This is a genomic window from Pseudoalteromonas sp. 13-15, from assembly GCF_001468205.2.
GTDB classification, from domain to species: domain Bacteria; phylum Pseudomonadota; class Gammaproteobacteria; order Enterobacterales; family Alteromonadaceae; genus Pseudoalteromonas; species Pseudoalteromonas marina.
In genome coordinates this window covers 213,822-232,662 of sequence record NZ_CP019163.1, presented here as the reverse complement: position 1 = coordinate 232,662, position 18,841 = coordinate 213,822, and the positions used below count along the sequence as shown (strand labels likewise).

The window sequence follows — 18,841 nt, the reverse complement described above, 5'->3', positions numbered from 1 at the left end:
AGTGTATAAGTCATTTTTTATTGTTGTCGGGTTTCGTTGTACTCTATCCAACTTACGCTTTGTAAACCCCCGCACCATTTTGATTAAAAAAGCCGCACACTAATAATGAGTGTGCGGCTTTAGTATTTTACTTTTTAAAGCGGTTACTTGGTTAGTAAGTGCTTTTCAAAAAAGTCAGCCATCATAGTATGGTAATGCAAGGTGGTTCCTTTGCCTTCACGTAAGCTATGTGAGCGGTTTGGGTATGAGAAAAACTCAAACTGTTTGTTGTGTTTAACGAGCTCGTCAATTAAGCGCTCTGAGCCTTGGTAATGCACGTTATCATCGCCAGTGCCGTGAATAAGCAATAGCTTACCAGTTAGGTTTTTAGCAAAGGTAATCGGCGAGGTGTTATCGTAACTCTCTGGGTCTGTGTTTGGGTTGCCCGCATAACGCTCTTGGTAAATGGTGTCGTACAAACGTATATCTGGCACGGGTGCTGAAGCAATCCCCACTTTAAATTTATCACCATGGCGGAAAAGTAAGTTAAGGGTTGAACTACCGCCCCCAGAGTGTCCCCATACGCCAACACGGTCGGTGTCTATTACATCCCAGCGTTTAGCCATAGCATCTAGGGCGTCTACTTGGTCTTGCACGGTAATTGAGCCAATTTTTTTATAAATCGATTTGCGCCAATCGCGGCCTTTTGGTGCACGTGTACCACGGTTATCAACCGATGCCACAATAAAGCCTTTTTGCGTTAACAGTGATTTATACAGGTAACTGTTGCCTTCCCAGCGGTCTTGCACAGTAGAGCCCCATGGTTCGCCGTATACGTAAAAAACAATCGGGTATTTTTTACTTTTATCCATGTTCTCTGGGAACATAATGTAGCCGTCAAGCTCGGTGCCATCTTGCGCGTTTACTTTAAAAAATTCATGCTTTGGTAAGCTTTGCTCAGCAAGCTTTTGTTTGAGCTTTGTATTTTCAACTAAGGTTTTTACATTACTATGATCGCTTACTTTAATGATCTCTTTAGTCGGTGGCGTACCAAATTTTGAGTAAGTGTGCATAGCCCACGAGGCATCTTTTGACATGTAGTAGCTGTTTGAGCCCTCAAACTCAGCAGGTGTTACCCGTACCGGTTTGCTGCTGCCATCAAGCGGTGTGCTGTATAAATAACGCTGACCAGGATCGTTTGGCGAGGCAATAAAATACATTACGTTTTTGTCTTCATTGATGCTCAGCATATCAATAATGTCGTAATCACCTGGGGTTAGGTCGATAATAGTTTTGCCATCGCGCGATACACGGTAAAGATGGCGCCAACCGTCGCGTTCGCTATGCCAAATAAAAAACTCGCCGTCTTTTGACCAGTTGGCTTTATAAAACCATTCTATAAACGCATCGTCTTTGTCTTCTAAAATCTTGGTCAGTTGCTGCTTTTTCCAATCAAACAACCACACTTTGTTATGGCTTTGTGGGCGGTTTAAGTCTTGGATCATTAACTCATTACCGGTGCCTGCCCAGCTAATACGCGGAATATAACGGTCGCGGTTATCGCCTTCAAGCTCAGCCCAACGGGTTTGTTTGTCGCTAAGGCTTACCACACCAACACGCACGGCAGAGTTGGTTTCACCCGCTTTAGGATAAGGGAATTTTTTAAGGGTAGGGTAGAGCTCATCGGTGTTGTTGATCATAGTGAAAAATTTAACGTCACTGGTATCAAGCTGCCAATAGGCGATTGATTTGTTGTCGGGGCTCCAACGAAAACCATCAGCAATAGTAAATTCTTCTTCGTATACCCAATCAAAATTACCGTTAACAATGGTGGCGTTACCATCGGTTGTGAGCGCGGTTACATCGTGATTGCCAACCGCTTGCATATAAATATTGTTGTCGCGAACGTAAGCTACTTTTGAGCTATCTGGCGAGAACTTAGCAAACATTAACGTAGTTGGCTCAACGTCTTTACCACCAAGTTGCTGTAATTGGTTAGTCTCAAGGTTAAGTAACCAAAAGTCGCCTCGGCTGCGTGAGCGCCAAACTTGCTCGCTGTTGGTAAATACCATCAGCCATTTACCGTCTTTAGACCATTGGTAACTTTCGATTGCAAATGGCTCGTCTGCGCCCTCTGGCAATAGCTTTTCAAACTCAACCAATACTTTACGGCCTGTGCCGTCAGCATTGTAAAATACAATGTCGTTGCCTTTTACGCCGTGCTCTTTTTCGTCATCGGCGTTGTTATCGTCTGCTTTTTCTTTTTCGCTTTCGCGCTCTTCAAGTACGGTGTAGCCGGTACCATCGTCTAGCCACTTAAAGTAAGTGCTTCGCTGGGTTTTAAATTCTTTATCTTTATAAATTTGCGCGAGTGAAAGTGGCGTGTCTATTTCAGACGAGGCTAAAGTAGATGAGGTATTTTGAGTCATAGAACAACCAGATAAAGACAGCCCCGCTAATATAGAAAAAGCAAGCACTGAGGTTTTAAGTAATTTCATGTGAGTCCCTAAAGTGGTATTTACTTACCGCTATTATTTTATGAGTTTTGCAATAAGTTGATTTAGTAATACATACTCGTACTACTAACCTTAATTTATCAAAATTATTGGCTTTATATCAGCACACTTATCGCAAAATAGGTACATTTAAGCCGTTTTGCTTTTAATAATAAACAATATTTCACTTTTGACTAACTTATCAGCCTTGGTTAGGCAGTAATGTGGAGTTAAGGCGTATTTAAATATTTTTGTGCCATGTGTACTGCATTTGCTTTGCTGTAAGTTTTGCAAGTTCAGGGCTCATATGTTCAGCGACTAAATGTAAGCTCATATCGATACCTGCCGAAATACCCGCCGAGGTTGTAAACTTATCATGCTTAACCCAGCGCTTATTACTTATTACGTTGAGTAAAGGAAACATCACAGCTAGGTCGTTTATGTCTTCCCAGTGAGTTGTTACATTTTTACCATTTAATAGCTCTGCCTTTGCTAATAAAAATGCGCCAGTACAAACCGATGCAACGACAGGAGCTAACTGAGCTGTGCGCTTTATCCAATCAATAACAGGTGCTTTAGTAAGCTCATTATTGTGAACACCGCCAACCACTAACAATAAATCTATAGGAGGATGATCAGCAAAACTGTAATGGGGGTTTACACTAAAACCACCTCGCGCATTGACAGGCTGATTATGTTGCGCGACTAAAAATATATTCCACTCGTTTTTAGCTAAACGTTGAGCAGTACTAAATACTTCAAATGGGCCTGAAAAGTCGAGTACTTCAGCATCATCATATATATAAATACCTATGTTCATTTAGCGTTCCTTCTATTTCAAACGTTTAAATTAGCATGTTTTACATAAAAAAAGCCCACTATTTAAGGGGAAAAAGCGGGCTTAGGGTAGTCATTTAAAGCTTTATGTATAGCTATTTTTTAGCGTTTAACTTAACAGCTTCAATTTTATAGCTGTATTTGTAGTCTAACCATGGGAGCTCATATTCGTACAAGGGTTTACTACCCCACGAATCCGTTCCACCCACACCACGCTGCTTGTAATCTATATTTACAAAAATGTACGGGGCTTTGGTTAAATCTGATGGGTGCATATTGCGCCTATTAACTTGTTCAGTACTCTTATCGTAGTCGTGCATATCGTAGAAAGATGCATTAAAGCCAATTAAGGGATCGCCAGAGAACTTAACACCAATTCCTTTATCATCATAAAACGTAACGTACCGTACATCCGTTTTGTGACCGTTTTCTTGCGGGCGAACATACGGTACACGTAAAGAGTCAACGTCAGATTGATATAAGCCAACAAAAGCCGATGACTTACGATCGTCGTAGTTTTCGTGAGGCCCTCGGCCATACCACTGTACGTTTTTAAAGTTCTCGTTCACAACAAACTGCATACCTAATCTGGGTAAGGCTGAGTACGAATTATGAGGTGCAGCATAAAAGTAAACATCTACATCAACTACGCCATTGCCATTTATTGTGTATGTTGTGAAGTACCGACTTTCAACGTTATTTAATGTGTGCTCTGTTTCGACTTTGTATTGTGTTGAGGATACTTTTTTACTACTAAAACTAGTCAGTGTTGTATTTGATCCCGCGTGTTGCCACACAGCAAACGAGTCACCATATCCCTTTTGCGGTAAATCATTATCGGTAGGCGCACGCCAAAAGTTAGGCTGCACAGGTTGGTCTACACTATTGGCTAGTAATGGCTTTCTAAAGACATTAATTTCATTTAATAAGCCTGTTTTTTTGTTAAACGTAAATTGAGCGTTTTTAGTAGAAAAAGCTAAAGAATTTTCAGAATCCTTTACTTTTAACGAGGCTGATTTTGTATTATTAGTCAGTGCAAAGCCTGTTAATGCTAGTTGCTCTGACGCAACCACATGACCCGTTGGCAATGTATTTTTAGCGTTTTTGAGAACGGCTTGTACATTTAAAAAATATTCAATTCCTGCTTTTAGTTTTGTTTTAATTGGCAAACTAACACGCTGAGATGTTTGTGGTTTGGCATTAATACCAAGGTTAGCACCTTGCTCTACTTCAACACCGTTGGCCATTAGCTGCCATGACAAAGTAAAGTCAGACAGGTCGGCAAAAAACTGTTTGTTAATTATATTTATTTCGTAAGGTGTTTTGCTCGTTAACTCAAAGTCGATGTTTTGCTGTACTTGTTTAACCTCCCACAAATAAGGGTAGGGCGTTCTGTCGGCGTAAACTAACCCATTTGCAGCAAAACTTTTTGCGCTTACTGCAAATGGAGGCTCTAAGTCACCACCATATGCCCAAAAAAGCTCACCTTTACTGTTTTTCATGGCAAAAGTTTGATCGACCCAGTCCCAAATAAAACCGCCTTGTAGCTGTGAGTATTTTTCAAAGGCCTGCCAATATTCTTCAAGGTTACCTAACGAATTACCCATTGCGTGTTCGTATTCAATTAAAATCATGGGTCTTGATACATCATGCATTGTTTTAGCATAGCGAATAGCCGATTGGATTGGCGCATACATTTGACCGTATACGTCGGTGTGGCGCCTTAACTGTGCTTGTTCAGATACAACTGGAAACCCTGGGGCTTGACGCTTTAGCCAATCGTACGACGCTTCTAAATTAATACCATCGCCCGATTCATTACCCAGTGAGCGCATTACAACCGATGGATTATTTTTAGAACGGTGATACATGTTTGAAATGCGATCTATGTATGCATTTTGCCAACTAAGCTTATTTACCAAGTGTGCCGAGGGGTCGTACTTACCTTGGTTTGCGGCTCCCATTCCATGTGACTCAATATTAGCTTCGTCCATAACGTATAAGCCATATTTGTCTGCAAGGTGATAAATGTACGGATCTTGCGGGTAATGAGCCATTCGTATTGCATTAATATTAAAGGCCTTCATTAATGCAACGTCTTTTTCCATAGACTCTTTAGAAACGACGTGCCCTGTTTCTGGGTCGTGCTCGTGTCTATTTACACCTTTAAATAAAACTGGTTTGCCGTTAACTAAAATATTACCATTTTTTAATTCACTGCTTCTAAAGCCTATTGATTTTCCAATCCACTCAACAACCTTATCATTACTATTACGTAAGCCTATTTTTAATTTATAAAGGTTAGGAATTTCAGCACTCCAAGGCAGTACATCATTTACTTTAAACACTGTTTTTACTTGCGTACTTTGTTGTTTTTTTATTTTAGGAACTGACAATGTTTTAGTACTCATTACCTTATCGTTTGCGTCTAAAAGTGAAACAAGTAAGTCAAAGTTAATTTGGGTTTGCTTAGTGTGGTTTTGTACTGTTGTGGTTAGCGTTAGTTCACCGTTTGTGTAATTGTCAATCAAAGTGGTATTAGCTTCAAAATCACTTATACGCACTTTTGGCGCTGCATATAAATATACATCGCGCTCAATACCACTCATACGCCACATGTCTTGGCATTCAAAGTAAGACCCTGTTGAATAGCGGTAAACTTGTAATGCTAAAGTATTTTCACCTTTAGAAACGTATGGCGTAATATCAAATTCGGCGGCAGTTTTAGAATCTTCTGAATAACCAACTTGCTGACCATTTACATAAATATAGAACGCAGACTTTACCGCCCCAAAATGAATAAGGATTTGTTTGTTATTCCAGCTTTCGTCGATGTTAATTATTTTTCGGTATGAGCCAACAGGATTATAGTAACGCGGCAGCTCAATTTGCTCAGTATTAGGTATTAAACAGTAGTGAGAGTGATAAAAAGGAGAACCGTAACCATTTAGCTCCCAATTGGCAGGGACGGCTATTTCATCCCAGCTTGCGTCATTGAAGGTTACTTTTTCAAATCCATTTGGTTTTCTACTAGGCGAGTCAACCCAGTTAAACTTCCACTGCCCATTTAGTAATTTATAACTATCTAACTGCCAAGGCTCTAGTGTAAATGCGTTTTGCTCATTTGCTGTAGGATAATAGAACGCGCGGGGTGGGAGTTTATTTACTCTAAATATACTTGGATCCTGCCAAGCCTGAGCAACTTGCTGTTCTATTGCAATGCTTGGCAAGCTAGTTATTAATAAATAAAGTCCCCCAAAGCATAGAAGCTTTTTTAGATAACCTTTAAGCCGCATCCTGTTCTCCTTTAATTTTTTTATCATATAAATATGCTAATTAAACTTTAGCGTATTTTTAACAATTAAGAAACCTAATTAATAGAGACTACAACGGCGGCTATGGGGACTATTTCTAATCAACTAAGTTTCAGACTATTCAATATAATGTTTTTTATAGCGCTTTGTTAATTTGAGAGATCTAATTTGGTCGCAAATTAAAGTAAACACTGCTGATGCATTTTCTTTCGCACCTTTGCCTTGGCCTATACGACGAATTTGCCTTTTTACTAATGCCATGGTGGCAAGGCCTGCTATGGTTTTATCTTTAATCTGAACGTTTGGCGCTGCGGGAATAAACTCGGGTTGTTTTTGCCAAATACTGACTAAATCAGGTTTATACGCAAGTGCCGTTGCAATACCGGCCAAAGCTACGCCAGAATCAATAACATTATTAGCCACTGATAGGCGACTGATACCACCCGTGGTCATAATAGGAATACTTGATTGTTCACTAATTGCTTTGGCAAATTCTAAAAAGTACGCTTCACGAGCGAGTGTACGTTCATCGGCCGTTTTACCTTGCATGGCGGGTGCTTCGTAACTACCGCCCGAAAGCTCAACAAAATCTATATTTAAGTCACTTAATAGGGTAATTACTGCTTGGGCGTCGCTAGGTTCAAATCCACCGCGCTGAAAATCAGCCGAATTTAGCTTAACCGATACCGAAAAGTTATTTGCGCAACTAGCCTTAATCTTTTGCGTTATTTCTGTGAGTAAACGCGCTCGATTTTCAAGGCTACCACCGTATTTATCATCACGCTTATTGGTTAAAGGCGATAAAAACTGTGCTAATAAGTAACCATGAGCCGCATGTATTTGCACGCCATCGAACCCTGCCTTTTGTGCTTGTAATGCCGTATTTGTGAATCGCTCAATCACATCATCAATTTCATTGTGTGTCATTGCTTTTGGCTGGCCAAATAAATGAGAGTGTTTTCCCATGCTTAATGCCACGTTGGAGGCTGAAAGAACCTTTCCCCCCATTTTTTTAAACACTTGACGACCTGGGTGATTAATTTGCATCACAATTTTACTGTCGTTTTGCCGCCCTAAACGCGCAAGCTCCGCAAAAGGCGTTATATCGGTATTATGCTCAAGCGCAAGGCCACCGGGGCCAGTCATAGCTAAGTGATCAACCATTACATTACCGGTAATAATTAAACCAACCCCGCCCTTAGCCCATGCGTTATAACAATTTTTAAGTACTTGAGAGGGTGTGAGATCGGCATCTGCTAGGTTTTCTTCCATGGCCGCTTTTACTAGCCTATTTTTTAATACTAAACCGCTAGGTAAAGTAACCGATGTAAATACGCTCTGTTGTTGATTTTTTGGCATGTTAGTAACCGTTTAAATTGACATTAATGCCACTATAACTTTAAAGTCAGCTTTAAGGTCAAGGCAGTATTTATAACTAATTTAGGACCACTATGAAAATAAGTGAGCTTGCAAAACTTGTTGGCGTTGCCCCCAGTACAATTCGTTATTACGAAGGCAAAGGTTTATTACCAAAAGGCAGCCGCAACAGTAATGGTTATAGGCAATACGAGCATTCAAGCATTGAGCAAATAAAAATGATTAAGTTTGCACAAAGTTTAGGGTTTTCGTTAGAGGAGATACCAACATTAAAAACGCCAGAAAACGATCTGGATCACACTGTTATTATTGAGCGTTTGCAGCAAAAGCAAAACGAAGCGAATGCGCTGATTGCTCAGCTGCAAAAAAAGTCGCAGCGTATTGGTGATTTAGTCACGCAACTAAATGCAAGCTGGTCAAATGGGCAATGTTTAACACAACAACAAATGAGTGATTTATTGGATGAGGTTCAGTTTTAACGGTTAGGCGCTTTGATGTGTGTTAAGAATACCCAAGCAAAAAACAGCATAAACACAAAATCGTTGATACCGTAAATACTGTAAAAAATTCCCGCGAATAAATCTTTATCGTAAACGTCATCAAGGTTATTGTTTGCTAACCATAATGACCAAGCAACAACATAAACCAGTTTTTCAATTACGAAAGCGCCAGCTAACCACTTTATATTGGAGGTAATAAAAGCACTAGCCAAATATGCTAAACCCCATATAACAATCATTAACAAACCAAAGTTAGACATAACAACAGGGTCTAGTTCGTTTATTATGGAATTTGTAAATAACCGTGAGAACAGTAAAACACCACCTATATTCATGGCTGCAGCCATAATAAAACCCAATTTAATTAGTTTATTTTTTGTCATTTTTTCTTCCTATCAGGCTTATTAATTAAAGCGGAAAACTTAATCACATATTTTGTTAGTGAACTTCAAGCTGCATTGCTGTTTTTAAAATACCATGTGCGGGCAACCATTGTTTATATTCAGAAAAGCCATGTTTTTTATATAAATTTATTGCTGGCGTATTTGCTACAGCAGTTTCTACTATAGCTTTATTATACGTATGCAAAGTAAGCGCATGAGCAATTAACTTACCTGCGATTCCTTTTTTAAAGTAGTAAGGGTGCACTGCTAAGCTTTCGATACTTAAGCACTTATTTTTTACTGTAATTTCTATAACCCCCGCAAGCGTACTCTCATAATAAAAACCATAAAATAGCGCGTTGCTGCGCACAATGGCATGCTGCGTTCTGCTAAGAGGAGGAAAATGTTCAGCCTTTATTAACAGGGCCTCTGTTTTATAAGCACATTGAAAAACGTTATAAATTTGCTCGGCAACAGAAGGAACTGCATTTTTTAGTTGAGTGATCATTTTAATTTCACTTATTTATTTTTAGATACTGCAGCGATTGGAAAAATGAATTATTAATTGGTATATTCAATTAGCTCTTCAACGTATAAATACCCTTTTTGACGCTGAGTTAACTTAATGAATGTTTTTAGTGTTGGTGCATACAAGTGTATGTCTTGTGTGTCGGCTGAATAGCCTCTCGAATTAGTAATTTTACCCGTGTACTCAATGGTGTAGGCTTTATATGTGCCAGCTTCTACTTTTTCATCTTTAAAAGAGACAACTTTAGCGTTTTGAATTGTTGAGCCTTTGGTGCCATCTTCGCTTTCCCAGTGCTCTTCAAATACCCATGTTTTGCCTACATATAACGGCCAATAATAACGCGAGGTTTTGCTGTTATTTGGTTTTGTTAATACCTTTAGTAACGTAGATCCCTTAGCCGTTAACATACTAAGTGCGCCATTTTTGCTGACTATTTTTTTAGTATCGGTGCCTTGTGCACGTATTTCATTGCTAGGTGTTACCCCTTTATATTTCCATACCCACTTTTCCCCTTCACTATAATCAGCTTCTGTTGGCTGATACGCTTTTTCATTTGAAGCTTGAGCAAAAAAGCTTAATAGGCTTAAGGCAAAAATAATAAATTTAGCGTTCATTCGCGTTGTTCCTTTTATTGATTTTTGTATGTGTGTTTTAGCCAAATAATTAGGTGTATTGACCTGAAAAAAATGTGAGCAATAGCGCTTACAATTTGTAAGCGCTTTTATAAAGCTAAAAGGACTAATCTAACTCTAACTGTGCTCGCTCTACGCTCTCGTTGGGCAACTCTTTTTGAACAGATACACCAAGCTCTTTAAATTCGGCGGCTTGTTTAATTAAGTTTCCCTTACCTCTGTAAAGCTGAGAAAAGGCCTTGTCGTAACTTTCTTTTGCTCGGTCTAATTGTTTACCAACACCTTCCATGCTGAGTAAAAAGCCATTTAATTTGTTGTAAAAGCGCTCTGCACGATTTGCCAGTTCCTTTGAATATTTAGTTTGCTCTTCAAAACGCCACAGCTGTTTAACAATATTTAAACTGGTTAACAGCGTAGTGGGAGTAGCGACCAGAATATTTTTTTCTATCGCTTGTTGATAAATATCACTTTGATATTTAAGCGCCTCTACAAAGGCTGACTCTATAGGTACGAACATAATGACAACCTCTGGTGAATTTAATCCCGGGAGGCGGTCATATGATTTACTGGCTAGTTCGTTTATTCGAGCCGTAACTGCATTTACATGCTCTTTAATAGCTTGATTAGCATCAAGTTCATTTTCAGCATTTACATAACGGGTGTAGGCATTAAGGGATGTTTTTGCATCTATAACTAAATGTCGCTCTTGTGGTAAGTACACTACAACATCTGGGCGCAAACGACCGTCCTCGGTATTAAACGAGACCTCGCGTTTGTAATCGGTACCCGCGCGTAAGCCTGCGCTATCAAGCACGTTTTCAAGCATGAGTTCGCCCCAGTTACCTTGGGTTTTCTTTTGCCCTTGTAAGGCGTTACTTAGCTTATCGGCTTGCTCTGTGATGGATTGGCTTTTGGCTTGTAAATGTAAAAGCTCAGTTTTTAATTGTGCACGCTGTTTTAAGTCCTCAACATGAATTGATTCCATTTTATCTCTAAAGCCTTTTAACTCACCTTGAACGGGTTTAAGCAGTTGTTCAATACTTTCTTGGTTAGTCACTTTAAAGCTTTGGGTTTTTTCATCGAGGATTTTATTGGCTAAATTTTCAAACTCTTTTTTAAGTACGTTTTTACTTTCTTCTATTTGAGCTAACTGCTCAGTAAAGCTTTGCTGCTTTTGCTCAAGCATAGTTCGCATGGAGTTAAGCTCTACATCGCGTTGATTATATTGTGCACGCAACTGCGTTATTTCGGTTTCGGCTTTTTGCCAAAACTGATTGTATTGCATGCTTTGTTTTTCTTGTTCACTGCAGCGCGTTTTAAAATGCTGCGCTTCGTCGCGTTGTTCTTGGTGGCTATGCTCAAGCAACTCATGTTCATCTTGTAAGGCGCTAAGTTGCTCAGCTTTGTTATCGAACTGACTTTGTAATAAAGAGAGTTGCTGTTGTTGCTCGTTAATTGTTTTTTTTAATTTTCTGCGAGGCAAAATACCAATAACACTATAAAGCACAACACCTGCCGTAAACCCTGCTGCTGTGCTTACCCAATCAATTTGGGTGAGTATTTGAGTAATCATAAAATAAACTTATAAAATTTATGGACATGCCATCATAACGAATAAGTTTGAGTAGAAGTAGGGGGTAACAAATAACAGCCATAAAAAAAGCCAGTTCAAATGAACTGGCTCAACCATTACTAAATAAGTAACACAACAGGGGAATCAACATGAAAACTTGAATTAACTGCAATTAATCAACAAGCACAATAGTAGACGCCCTGTTTTGAATTAAGTTCATTAAAAGATCAAATTATTTTAAAAAACTGATCTTTGGCAAATAAAGCATTAAACGGTAAAAATTAAACATAAAAAAAGCCAGTTCAAAATGAACTGGCTTGATCATTACTAAATAAGTAACTAAATGGGGGGGAATCAACATGAAAACTTGTGTTAACTGCAATTAATCAACAAGCATAATAGTAGACGCCGTGCGTTCAAATAAGTTCAAAAAAAAGATCAAATTAATTTAAATAACTTAAGCCCCGACTAATAACCAACTAAACACTAAAAACAGGCATAAAAAAAGCCAGTTCAAAATGAACTGGCTTAATCATTACTAAAAATTAGTAACTAAATAGGGAATCAACATGAAAACTTGTGTTAACTGCAATTAATCAACAAGCGTAATAGTAGACGCCCTGCAGTTAAATAAGTTCAAAAAAGATCGCACTAATTTTAAAATAAATTAATTTTTTATAAGTGACAGCATTTGTTGCTCATCGAACTGTGTAAAACTCATTGATTTGTCTGTAAATAATGCATCAACAAGTGCTTGTTTATCTTCTTGCATTTTAAATACTTTTTGTTCAATTGAATGACTCATAATCAACTTATAAACAAAAACTGGGTTTGTTTGCCCAATACGATAGGCACGATCGGTGGCTTGTTTTTCTACTGCGGGGTTCCACCATGGATCGAAATGAATAACCGTATCGGCTTGCGTTAAATTAAGCCCAGTGCCGCCTGCTTTTAAGCTAATTAAAAAAACAGACGTTTTGCCACTGGTAAACTCATCTATAACTTTATCGCGATGGCGAGTTTGGCCTGTTAATAAACTAAAGTTAATATCCAACTCACTTAATTGCTTTGCAATTAAATCTAATGCTGATGTAAATTGGCTAAATATAATTACTTTACGCCCCAAACTTAGCATTAAAGGGAGGTGAGTAGATAACCATTCTAATTTGGCAGACCCGGCTTGTGTGTCGGGTTCAATGAGCTTTGGATGACAACAAATTTGTCTTAGCTTCAGTAAAGCCTCTAAAAAGGCAAGTTTACTTTTTTGAACGCCTTGCTCAGCAAATAGATCAATGAGCTTTTCTTCAAGGGCACGTGTTATCCCTTGATACATTTCTTTTTGTTTAGGCTCAAACTCAAACTCTTTAGTTATTTCTGTTTTTTGCGGCAGTTCTTGCGCCACTTGTGCTTTTGTTCGGCGCAGTATAAACGGCATTATGAGTGCTTTTAATTGCTCTGCACGCTGCATGTCGGCCTCACGCTCAATAGGCGTTTGAAAATGTTGTTTAAAATGAGCCTGAGAGCCTAAAAGAGAGGGCATAGCAAAGTCGAGTAAAGACTTGAGTTCAAGCAAGTTGTTTTCGATTGGGGTACCGCTTAAGCACAATTTAAAATCAGCATTAAGTCGTTTTACCAATCGAGATACTTGCGCCGTGTCATTTTTAATATATTGCGCTTCGTCTAGCACTATATTTTCAAAAAAAAGCGGTGAGTAATAAGCTATATCCCGTTTTAACAAAGGGTAAGTAGTCAGTATGCACTGTGCTTGCGCTAGGTGTTGCAGTGGCTCGTTACGATTAGACCCAAATATGGTGGTTACCTTTAATCCTTTGGTAAATTTAAGTATTTCGTTTTGCCAGTTACTCACTAAACTGGTTGGACACACGATTAGTGTAGGACCTGCCTGCGGACGATTGTACGTACTCGTTAAAAACGCAATGACCTGCAGTGTTTTACCCAACCCCATATCGTCAGCTAAGATGCCACCAAGTTTGTGGCGTTTTAAAAAACTAAGCCAATCAACACCTTGCTGTTGATACTCTCTAAGTTCGACAGACTCATTTAAACCATGCAACGATACGCTCGGCATTGTTTTATGTGTATTGTTAAGCTCCTCAAGATAGAGCTCGAGTGAGTCGTCGTGCAGCTCAACATTAATTGCAGTGTGTTTTACAAGTTCTGGCAAGTACGAAAGCGGTATATTGAATTCGTCACGTGTTTTTACAAACTCAAAACGTTGCTTAAAATCAGACAAAACGTTCATGGCTGACTTATTAATAACACCAAATTGGCGGCCAACAGGGTAGTAATGAAATAACTGACTTTGTCGATTTAACGATTGATAAAGTGAATCTTCGTTGCTAAACAATTGTGCAAGCTTACTGCTGTTAATAAGCACTTTACAGTGCATTTGATGCCCTGCAGCTCTATTAGCAATCAGTGTAACTTCACTTTGCGGATTGACGATATCCATCTTACCAACAGTTACTTTCCAACCATGCTCTTTAAAGCTCGGAAATACCTCGTAAGTTAACCAGTGCAAATGAATTGCTGATTGCTTATTAAAAGTAAACTCACTTTGTAAACCCCCTTTACAAAACTCAAAACCTAAATTAACAAGCTCATTGGTTACTGTGTTTTCAAACGCGCTGTTAATTAAATTATTTGGCGCTGTACCTGCGGGGTAATGTTTATTTTTATACTTAAATGATAAAGATAGCCTTAAACCAGCCTCTTCCATAGAAACTTTAATTACTGCATTACTTGCTGTATGCGGTAAAACAGATTGCGTATTGGTCGGATGGGGAATAACACCCGCACCAAAGTTATCTGCAAGCTGTTTATAAATACGGTCGAAATTAGGGCTGTGTATTGCAGGCATGGTTTGTAAGTGGGCTATTTCATCGCCACTTAACGGTGTGCGTATACGGCCAACTTTTAAGTGGTCAAGGTCTAGGTATGTAGGAGGTGTAGTTTTGAGTACCGCCCAGTTTTTACTTTGTTCTAAATTAACGACTAATTTTGTAAGCTCTTTTTCTTGTTGCCAATTAAAACTAAGCGCCTGGCCACTTTGAGGCTTTATTGCAGTTCGAGAACGATGCAAAAATAAGCGCTCGGTTGCAATCAACTGCTGTAACGCACTAAATCCCCATTGACCTTTTAACTCGAGACTACCAACTGCATTTTGTGAACGAATCCAACTATAAAGTCTAAAGTCGCTTTCAAGTAAATCATTTGGCGTTATAAAGCTATTTAATTGCTGGTCTGTTAGATTGCGCCCTAAGGTATAATTTTGATCTTTATCGAAATTAGCTATTTTAGGAGATATAAATACTTTTTTATTTTCAACACTTAACACAAAAAGTAATACTTGAGACGGTGTTGTTGATTCGGTACTTTTGAGTGTACTTAATTCACTGAACCAATCATTTATAAAATAGTCTTCGCCATACTCACCGGAGTGCTCAATTTTAAGCTTTAACAAAATGGCTGCTAGGTGTAGGCATTTTGATTTGATATTACAGGTACAGTGGGTATCAACAGAATAACCCGTTGGTAATTTACTGATCTCAATTCGCTGATTATAAGAGGCGCCGGTATCACTTTGAACGGTTGAGTCTATCACCGAAAAGTCACTGTTATGTTCTAACCAGGCGATTTTACCATTTTTATAATACGCTTTACCCTTTGCCAACACATTTGGCTTAAACAGTTTATTTATAAAACGCTCAGAAAGAGGAAACTGGGTAGCCTGCTCATTTTTAATTTCTTCAAAAATAGCCAGTAAATCATTTTTTGATAAGTTAGCAGACATGTCACTCAAAGGATTAATTTTTTAAAATAATTTTCCCAGTATATGCCTTATAAGCGCTGAGCTAAAGCACTATTCACTGTAATGTAAACTGGTTGGAGTTGATAGGTTAGTAAAAATTCGGTTTATGATGTTAAACAGCAGCGTAATAAAAAAACAAACAGTAACCCACAAATAACAAACAAAATATAAACACCTTACACACAGCGTAGGGGCTTTACAGATCATAATTTTACTAAGAGATAAGCTAATGACAGAAAAAATACTGGGAAGTGGAAAATAGTTAGTAAAAAAATGATCTCATTAATGCTATTTAAGTAAAATCGCTATGACAACACGAACATGGATCAAATTTTTACTAACTAGACAGACTGCTAGATCATGTTTTAACTAACTGACAGGACCTAGCAGATCGTTATTTTACTAACTAATTAAATGCACTTAATAACTTAGTCAGCTGCTCTAAACGTTTGTCTGTCATCACTTTATTATTAATTTTAATCGATACATCGCCACTTTTTAAATTTCGTTGCAACATTACATACTCGTTTTCCAACACCGCTTCTTTCTTTGAAGGTGCTTGAGGTTCAGCAGTCAATAACTTAGTGATAGCCATAGCACGCTTGTCGTCACTTGTGATGGCGTTTACCTCAGTGTTACTAGCAACATTAGCTACTAACTGGTTAAAGCTCTCAGCATCGCGCTCCTTGGCAATAACAAGCTTTTTAGCGACTTCTCTACCAACGTGATTTGCTGTTGGGTACAAAGCAATAACAGAAGACGGTATTTGCTCATACGCTTTTATTGCATCTGCAATTGCTGTGTGGGATACACCTTCAATGGCTGCAATTTCGCGATACGATCCTTTTTTACCTTGTTCAAGAAGTTCGTTTTTGGTTTGTTGATAAGCTTGACCTAATTCCCACAAGCTGGGTGCTATATATTGGTCAGACGAAACAGCTAAAATTTTAGCATCTTGCTCTGTGAAATCGCTTGAACTTAAAACAAGATAATCTGCATTACCTAAAATACACGCCATTCTGCGGCGAGAACCAGCGAGTACTAAACTTGTATCTCCTTGCTCCCAAAGCAGAGCAGGATGCTGATTTCGTCCGTCTTCACGAATAGCAGGAAGAATATCCGACACCGATTTTTCGTTTAAAAGCGACTGAACACGACGGTTTTTGCCATAAACATGAGTCGTTTTTTCAATATCAGCATGTGAGATTACTTTACAAACAAGGGTAATTTGTCGCGAAGAATCACTCGGTGCTGGCATTTTAATTACATCGCCAGCATTAGCTTGTTCTAAAAGCGCATCAAGACTGCTATTTCCTACAGCTGTTGCAAATGGGTCTAAGCGGGTGTCGTTTTTACGTTTTTTAGCCATTATTATTTAACATCCTTACTTAGGTGTATTTAATTTTGATTGAGTAGACTGCCAGTTTGATCGGATCAGCATTTCAAGTTCGTCAACAACGTCTTTAATATTTTCTTGTGCTCGCATAAGAGACTCGCGACTTGCTAAACTGTCTGATGCTTTTTGATCAAAAATGGTATTAAACGATGATGAGCTCGCCGTGATAGCTGAACTATGGTTAATTGGGTAACTCATTACTTGGCGACCAAAAGCACTACGTACATCTTTAACAATGTCACGTTGTGAATGGTTACCTTTTACGTAATTAGTAACTAAAAACTGCATAAAGTCCCAACCTTCATGGCCAAGTGCGGCAACAGTATGATAAATCTCACCTAAACGTTTTAAATATTTATTATTAGCATCAAAATCAACAGCTTCTGGATGAACAGGAATTAACATAGCTGTAGATGCCATTAATGCATTATAAAACATAAAGTTGAGGGTAGGGGCAGTGTCGATTAGTAATATGTCAAACTCGTCTTTTACCGGATCAATTACTTTTTCGAGTAATTTATGATAATGACGTGTTTCTTCATAATTTGATGTGTCTTTGAGTAAAGTTGCGGTTTCGTGTTCAAAGTAAAAGTCATCCATACCTGAAGGTAAAACACGAATATTAGGAATATGTGTTGGTAAAAATGAACTTGAAACAAATTCTGGCCAGGTTTCACCGTCGTCTAAGTCGATACAATCGCGCATTAGATCTCCGACAGTAATGGGATCGTGCTCACTCGATGGGAAAAAACTAGATGAAGAACCTTGAGGGTCTAAATCTATAATCCCAATTCGGTATCGCTTAATATTAGTGGTGGCAAGTGCCGCTGCAATATTAACCATACTGGTTGTTTTGCCACAGCCCCCTTTGAGTGAATTAATAACAATAACTTGTAGTTTATCATTATCAGAACGGTGATCTGGCTTTATGTCCATAATATCTGCCATTGCAAATATATTAACCAATGTGTAAGCATAATGGCCGTTAGCGCCCCGTTTAATATTCAAATCGTCAAAATCGCCATTATCATGACGACGTTTTAGTGTACGATTGTTACATCCTAATAAATCAGCGGCTGCTTTTTGGGTGTATGTTCTTAATTCTTTTTCTTCTGATTTAAGATGAGCGCGATAATGTTGAATACGTCCTTCTAATGACTTTTCAGCAACTTCGGCAGTTGCTTTTAAGAGTCGATAGGTATCAAGCGCATTATTGTTAATTGACATACTTTCCTTCCTCAAAGTTAAGCAATTAGTATAATGTCCATTCAAATACCTGTAAACAACTATTTATGACGACATGTCTTTTAAAAAGAAGACATCATAATATAAATTTACACCTTTAATATTGCTTAGTATAAATAAAGAAGTTTAAAGGTGGTTAAATATATAAGGTAATAAAGGTTAAGAGGTTAAAAGTGTAGTTTAACTATATGATAAATATAAATAAACTATAAAAAGTTAGATCAGCATTATACGTGGTTAAGATCAGATCTTTAATAACTAACAGATCAGCATTTTATTAACTGCTAAATAAATTTTATAGTTATGCACAGCTTACCCTTAAGGTTATGAACAAATAGGTCGATTAAGATCATGCTTTTACTAAGTAAATTAGAATGTTATGCACCGTTCAATGTAGAAAAAGCAGTAATCAATTGGTATAGATCTGATCTGTAGTAAGTACAGATCAGATCTATGCTAACTAACTAAGTCCTTATCCACAGGCTAGTATGAAAAAGAGCAAATTTGTCGTGCTTTGCAGTCTAAATTTAGCATAGCAGTGGACAAATTTATAACTGAGTTAGTAAAAATGAGATTTGAAATGCACGTGTTAGTATAATAATGATCTTAAATTAAAGAAAAATGCTAGTACTTAGTATAAAACTGATCTGAGGAGATTAATTAGAGCCAGATCACTTTTATACTAACTTAAACATTTAACTTTTTTTGTTTTATGTGTTGTTATTAGCTGTCGCAATAATAAATGGAAA

12 protein-coding genes are annotated in these 18,841 nt (G+C 38.1%); 1 reads left to right on the top strand and 11 read right to left on the bottom strand.

Translation table 11 applies throughout. The annotated features are described in order from the left end of the window. Positions 1–143: 143 nt before the first annotated feature. From ATS72_RS16560 to ATS72_RS16545, 4 genes are all read right to left on the bottom strand, one after another. Positions 144–2,477, bottom strand: coding sequence for a S9 family peptidase (locus ATS72_RS16560; RefSeq protein WP_058429308.1), 2,334 nt, complete (start codon positions 2,475–2,477; stop codon positions 144–146). A 238-nt stretch (positions 2,478–2,715) separates the two neighbouring features. Next, positions 2,716–3,294, bottom strand: coding sequence for a DJ-1/PfpI family protein (locus tag ATS72_RS16555; protein WP_058429307.1), 579 nt, complete (start codon positions 3,292–3,294; stop codon positions 2,716–2,718). Positions 3,295–3,406: 112 nt separating this feature from the next. Continuing rightward, positions 3,407–6,607 carry a glycoside hydrolase family 2 TIM barrel-domain containing protein gene (locus tag ATS72_RS16550; protein WP_058429306.1) on the bottom strand — a complete coding sequence of 1,067 codons (3,201 nt, stop codon included), beginning with the start codon at positions 6,605–6,607 and terminating at the stop codon, positions 3,407–3,409. Between the two features lie 135 nt (positions 6,608–6,742). Then, positions 6,743–7,984 carry an NADH:flavin oxidoreductase/NADH oxidase family protein gene (locus tag ATS72_RS16545; RefSeq protein WP_058429305.1) on the bottom strand — a complete coding sequence of 414 codons (1,242 nt, stop codon included), beginning with the start codon at positions 7,982–7,984 and terminating at the stop codon, positions 6,743–6,745. A 92-nt stretch (positions 7,985–8,076) separates the two neighbouring features. On the opposite strand from ATS72_RS16545, the gene ATS72_RS16540 reads away from it, so the two are divergent. Further along, a complete protein-coding gene (locus ATS72_RS16540; RefSeq protein WP_058429304.1) occupies positions 8,077–8,481 on the top strand; it encodes a MerR family transcriptional regulator in 405 nt (134 codons plus the stop codon). Here the strand turns inward: ATS72_RS16540 and ATS72_RS16535 are convergent. The 7 genes from ATS72_RS16535 to ATS72_RS16505 all read right to left on the bottom strand — a co-directional run bounded on the left by ATS72_RS16535 (position 8,478) and on the right by ATS72_RS16505 (position 18,074). Beyond that, positions 8,478–8,885, bottom strand: a complete 408-nt coding sequence (locus ATS72_RS16535; RefSeq protein ID WP_058429303.1) for a hypothetical protein — start codon at positions 8,883–8,885, stop codon at positions 8,478–8,480. The two genes, ATS72_RS16540 and ATS72_RS16535, sit on opposite strands and share 4 nt — an antisense overlap. A gap of 55 nt (positions 8,886–8,940) precedes the next feature. Further along, positions 8,941–9,393: a GNAT family N-acetyltransferase gene (locus ATS72_RS16530; RefSeq protein ID WP_058429302.1), complete on the bottom strand. Its 453-nt coding sequence runs from the start codon at positions 9,391–9,393 to the stop codon at positions 8,941–8,943. Between the two features lie 53 nt (positions 9,394–9,446). Beyond that, positions 9,447–10,028, bottom strand: coding sequence for a hypothetical protein (locus ATS72_RS16525; RefSeq protein WP_058429301.1), 582 nt, complete (start codon positions 10,026–10,028; stop codon positions 9,447–9,449). 124 nt (positions 10,029–10,152) lie between these two features. After that, on the bottom strand, positions 10,153–11,619 hold the full coding sequence (gene rmuC / locus ATS72_RS16520) for a DNA recombination protein RmuC (RefSeq protein WP_058429300.1): 1,467 nt from the start codon (positions 11,617–11,619) through the stop codon (positions 10,153–10,155). Between the two features lie 667 nt (positions 11,620–12,286). Beyond that, the gene (locus tag ATS72_RS16515; protein ID WP_058429299.1) at positions 12,287–15,433 is read right to left on the bottom strand and encodes a DEAD/DEAH box helicase; all 3,147 of its coding nucleotides are present in this window, start codon (positions 15,431–15,433) and stop codon (positions 12,287–12,289) included. A gap of 424 nt (positions 15,434–15,857) precedes the next feature. Further along, entirely contained in the window at positions 15,858–16,820 is a 963-nt protein-coding gene (locus ATS72_RS16510; protein ID WP_006793245.1) for a hypothetical protein, read from the bottom strand. A gap of 15 nt (positions 16,821–16,835) precedes the next feature. Beyond that, a complete protein-coding gene (locus tag ATS72_RS16505; RefSeq protein ID WP_058429298.1) occupies positions 16,836–18,074 on the bottom strand; it encodes an AAA family ATPase in 1,239 nt (412 codons plus the stop codon). Positions 18,075–18,841 lie beyond the last annotated feature (767 nt).

Excerpts from the sequence above, each read along its gene's own strand:
- ATS72_RS16560 (WP_058429308.1), bottom strand. The coding sequence starts at position 2,477 with ATGAAATTACTTAAAACCTCAGTGCTTGCTTTTTCTATATTAGCGGGG.
- ATS72_RS16555 (WP_058429307.1), bottom strand. The coding sequence starts at position 3,294 with ATGAACATAGGTATTTATATATATGATGATGCTGAAGTACTCGACTTT.
- ATS72_RS16550 (WP_058429306.1), bottom strand. The coding sequence starts at position 6,607 with ATGCGGCTTAAAGGTTATCTAAAAAAGCTTCTATGCTTTGGGGGACTT.
- ATS72_RS16545 (WP_058429305.1), bottom strand. The coding sequence starts at position 7,984 with ATGCCAAAAAATCAACAACAGAGCGTATTTACATCGGTTACTTTACCT.
- ATS72_RS16540 (WP_058429304.1), top strand. The coding sequence starts at position 8,077 with ATGAAAATAAGTGAGCTTGCAAAACTTGTTGGCGTTGCCCCCAGTACA.
- ATS72_RS16535 (WP_058429303.1), bottom strand. The coding sequence starts at position 8,885 with ATGACAAAAAATAAACTAATTAAATTGGGTTTTATTATGGCTGCAGCC.
- ATS72_RS16530 (WP_058429302.1), bottom strand. The coding sequence starts at position 9,393 with ATGATCACTCAACTAAAAAATGCAGTTCCTTCTGTTGCCGAGCAAATT.
- ATS72_RS16525 (WP_058429301.1), bottom strand. The coding sequence starts at position 10,028 with ATGAACGCTAAATTTATTATTTTTGCCTTAAGCCTATTAAGCTTTTTT.
- rmuC (WP_058429300.1), bottom strand. The coding sequence starts at position 11,619 with ATGATTACTCAAATACTCACCCAAATTGATTGGGTAAGCACAGCAGCA.
- ATS72_RS16515 (WP_058429299.1), bottom strand. The coding sequence starts at position 15,433 with ATGTCTGCTAACTTATCAAAAAATGATTTACTGGCTATTTTTGAAGAA.
- ATS72_RS16510 (WP_006793245.1), bottom strand. The coding sequence starts at position 16,820 with ATGGCTAAAAAACGTAAAAACGACACCCGCTTAGACCCATTTGCAACA.
- ATS72_RS16505 (WP_058429298.1), bottom strand. The coding sequence starts at position 18,074 with ATGTCAATTAACAATAATGCGCTTGATACCTATCGACTCTTAAAAGCA.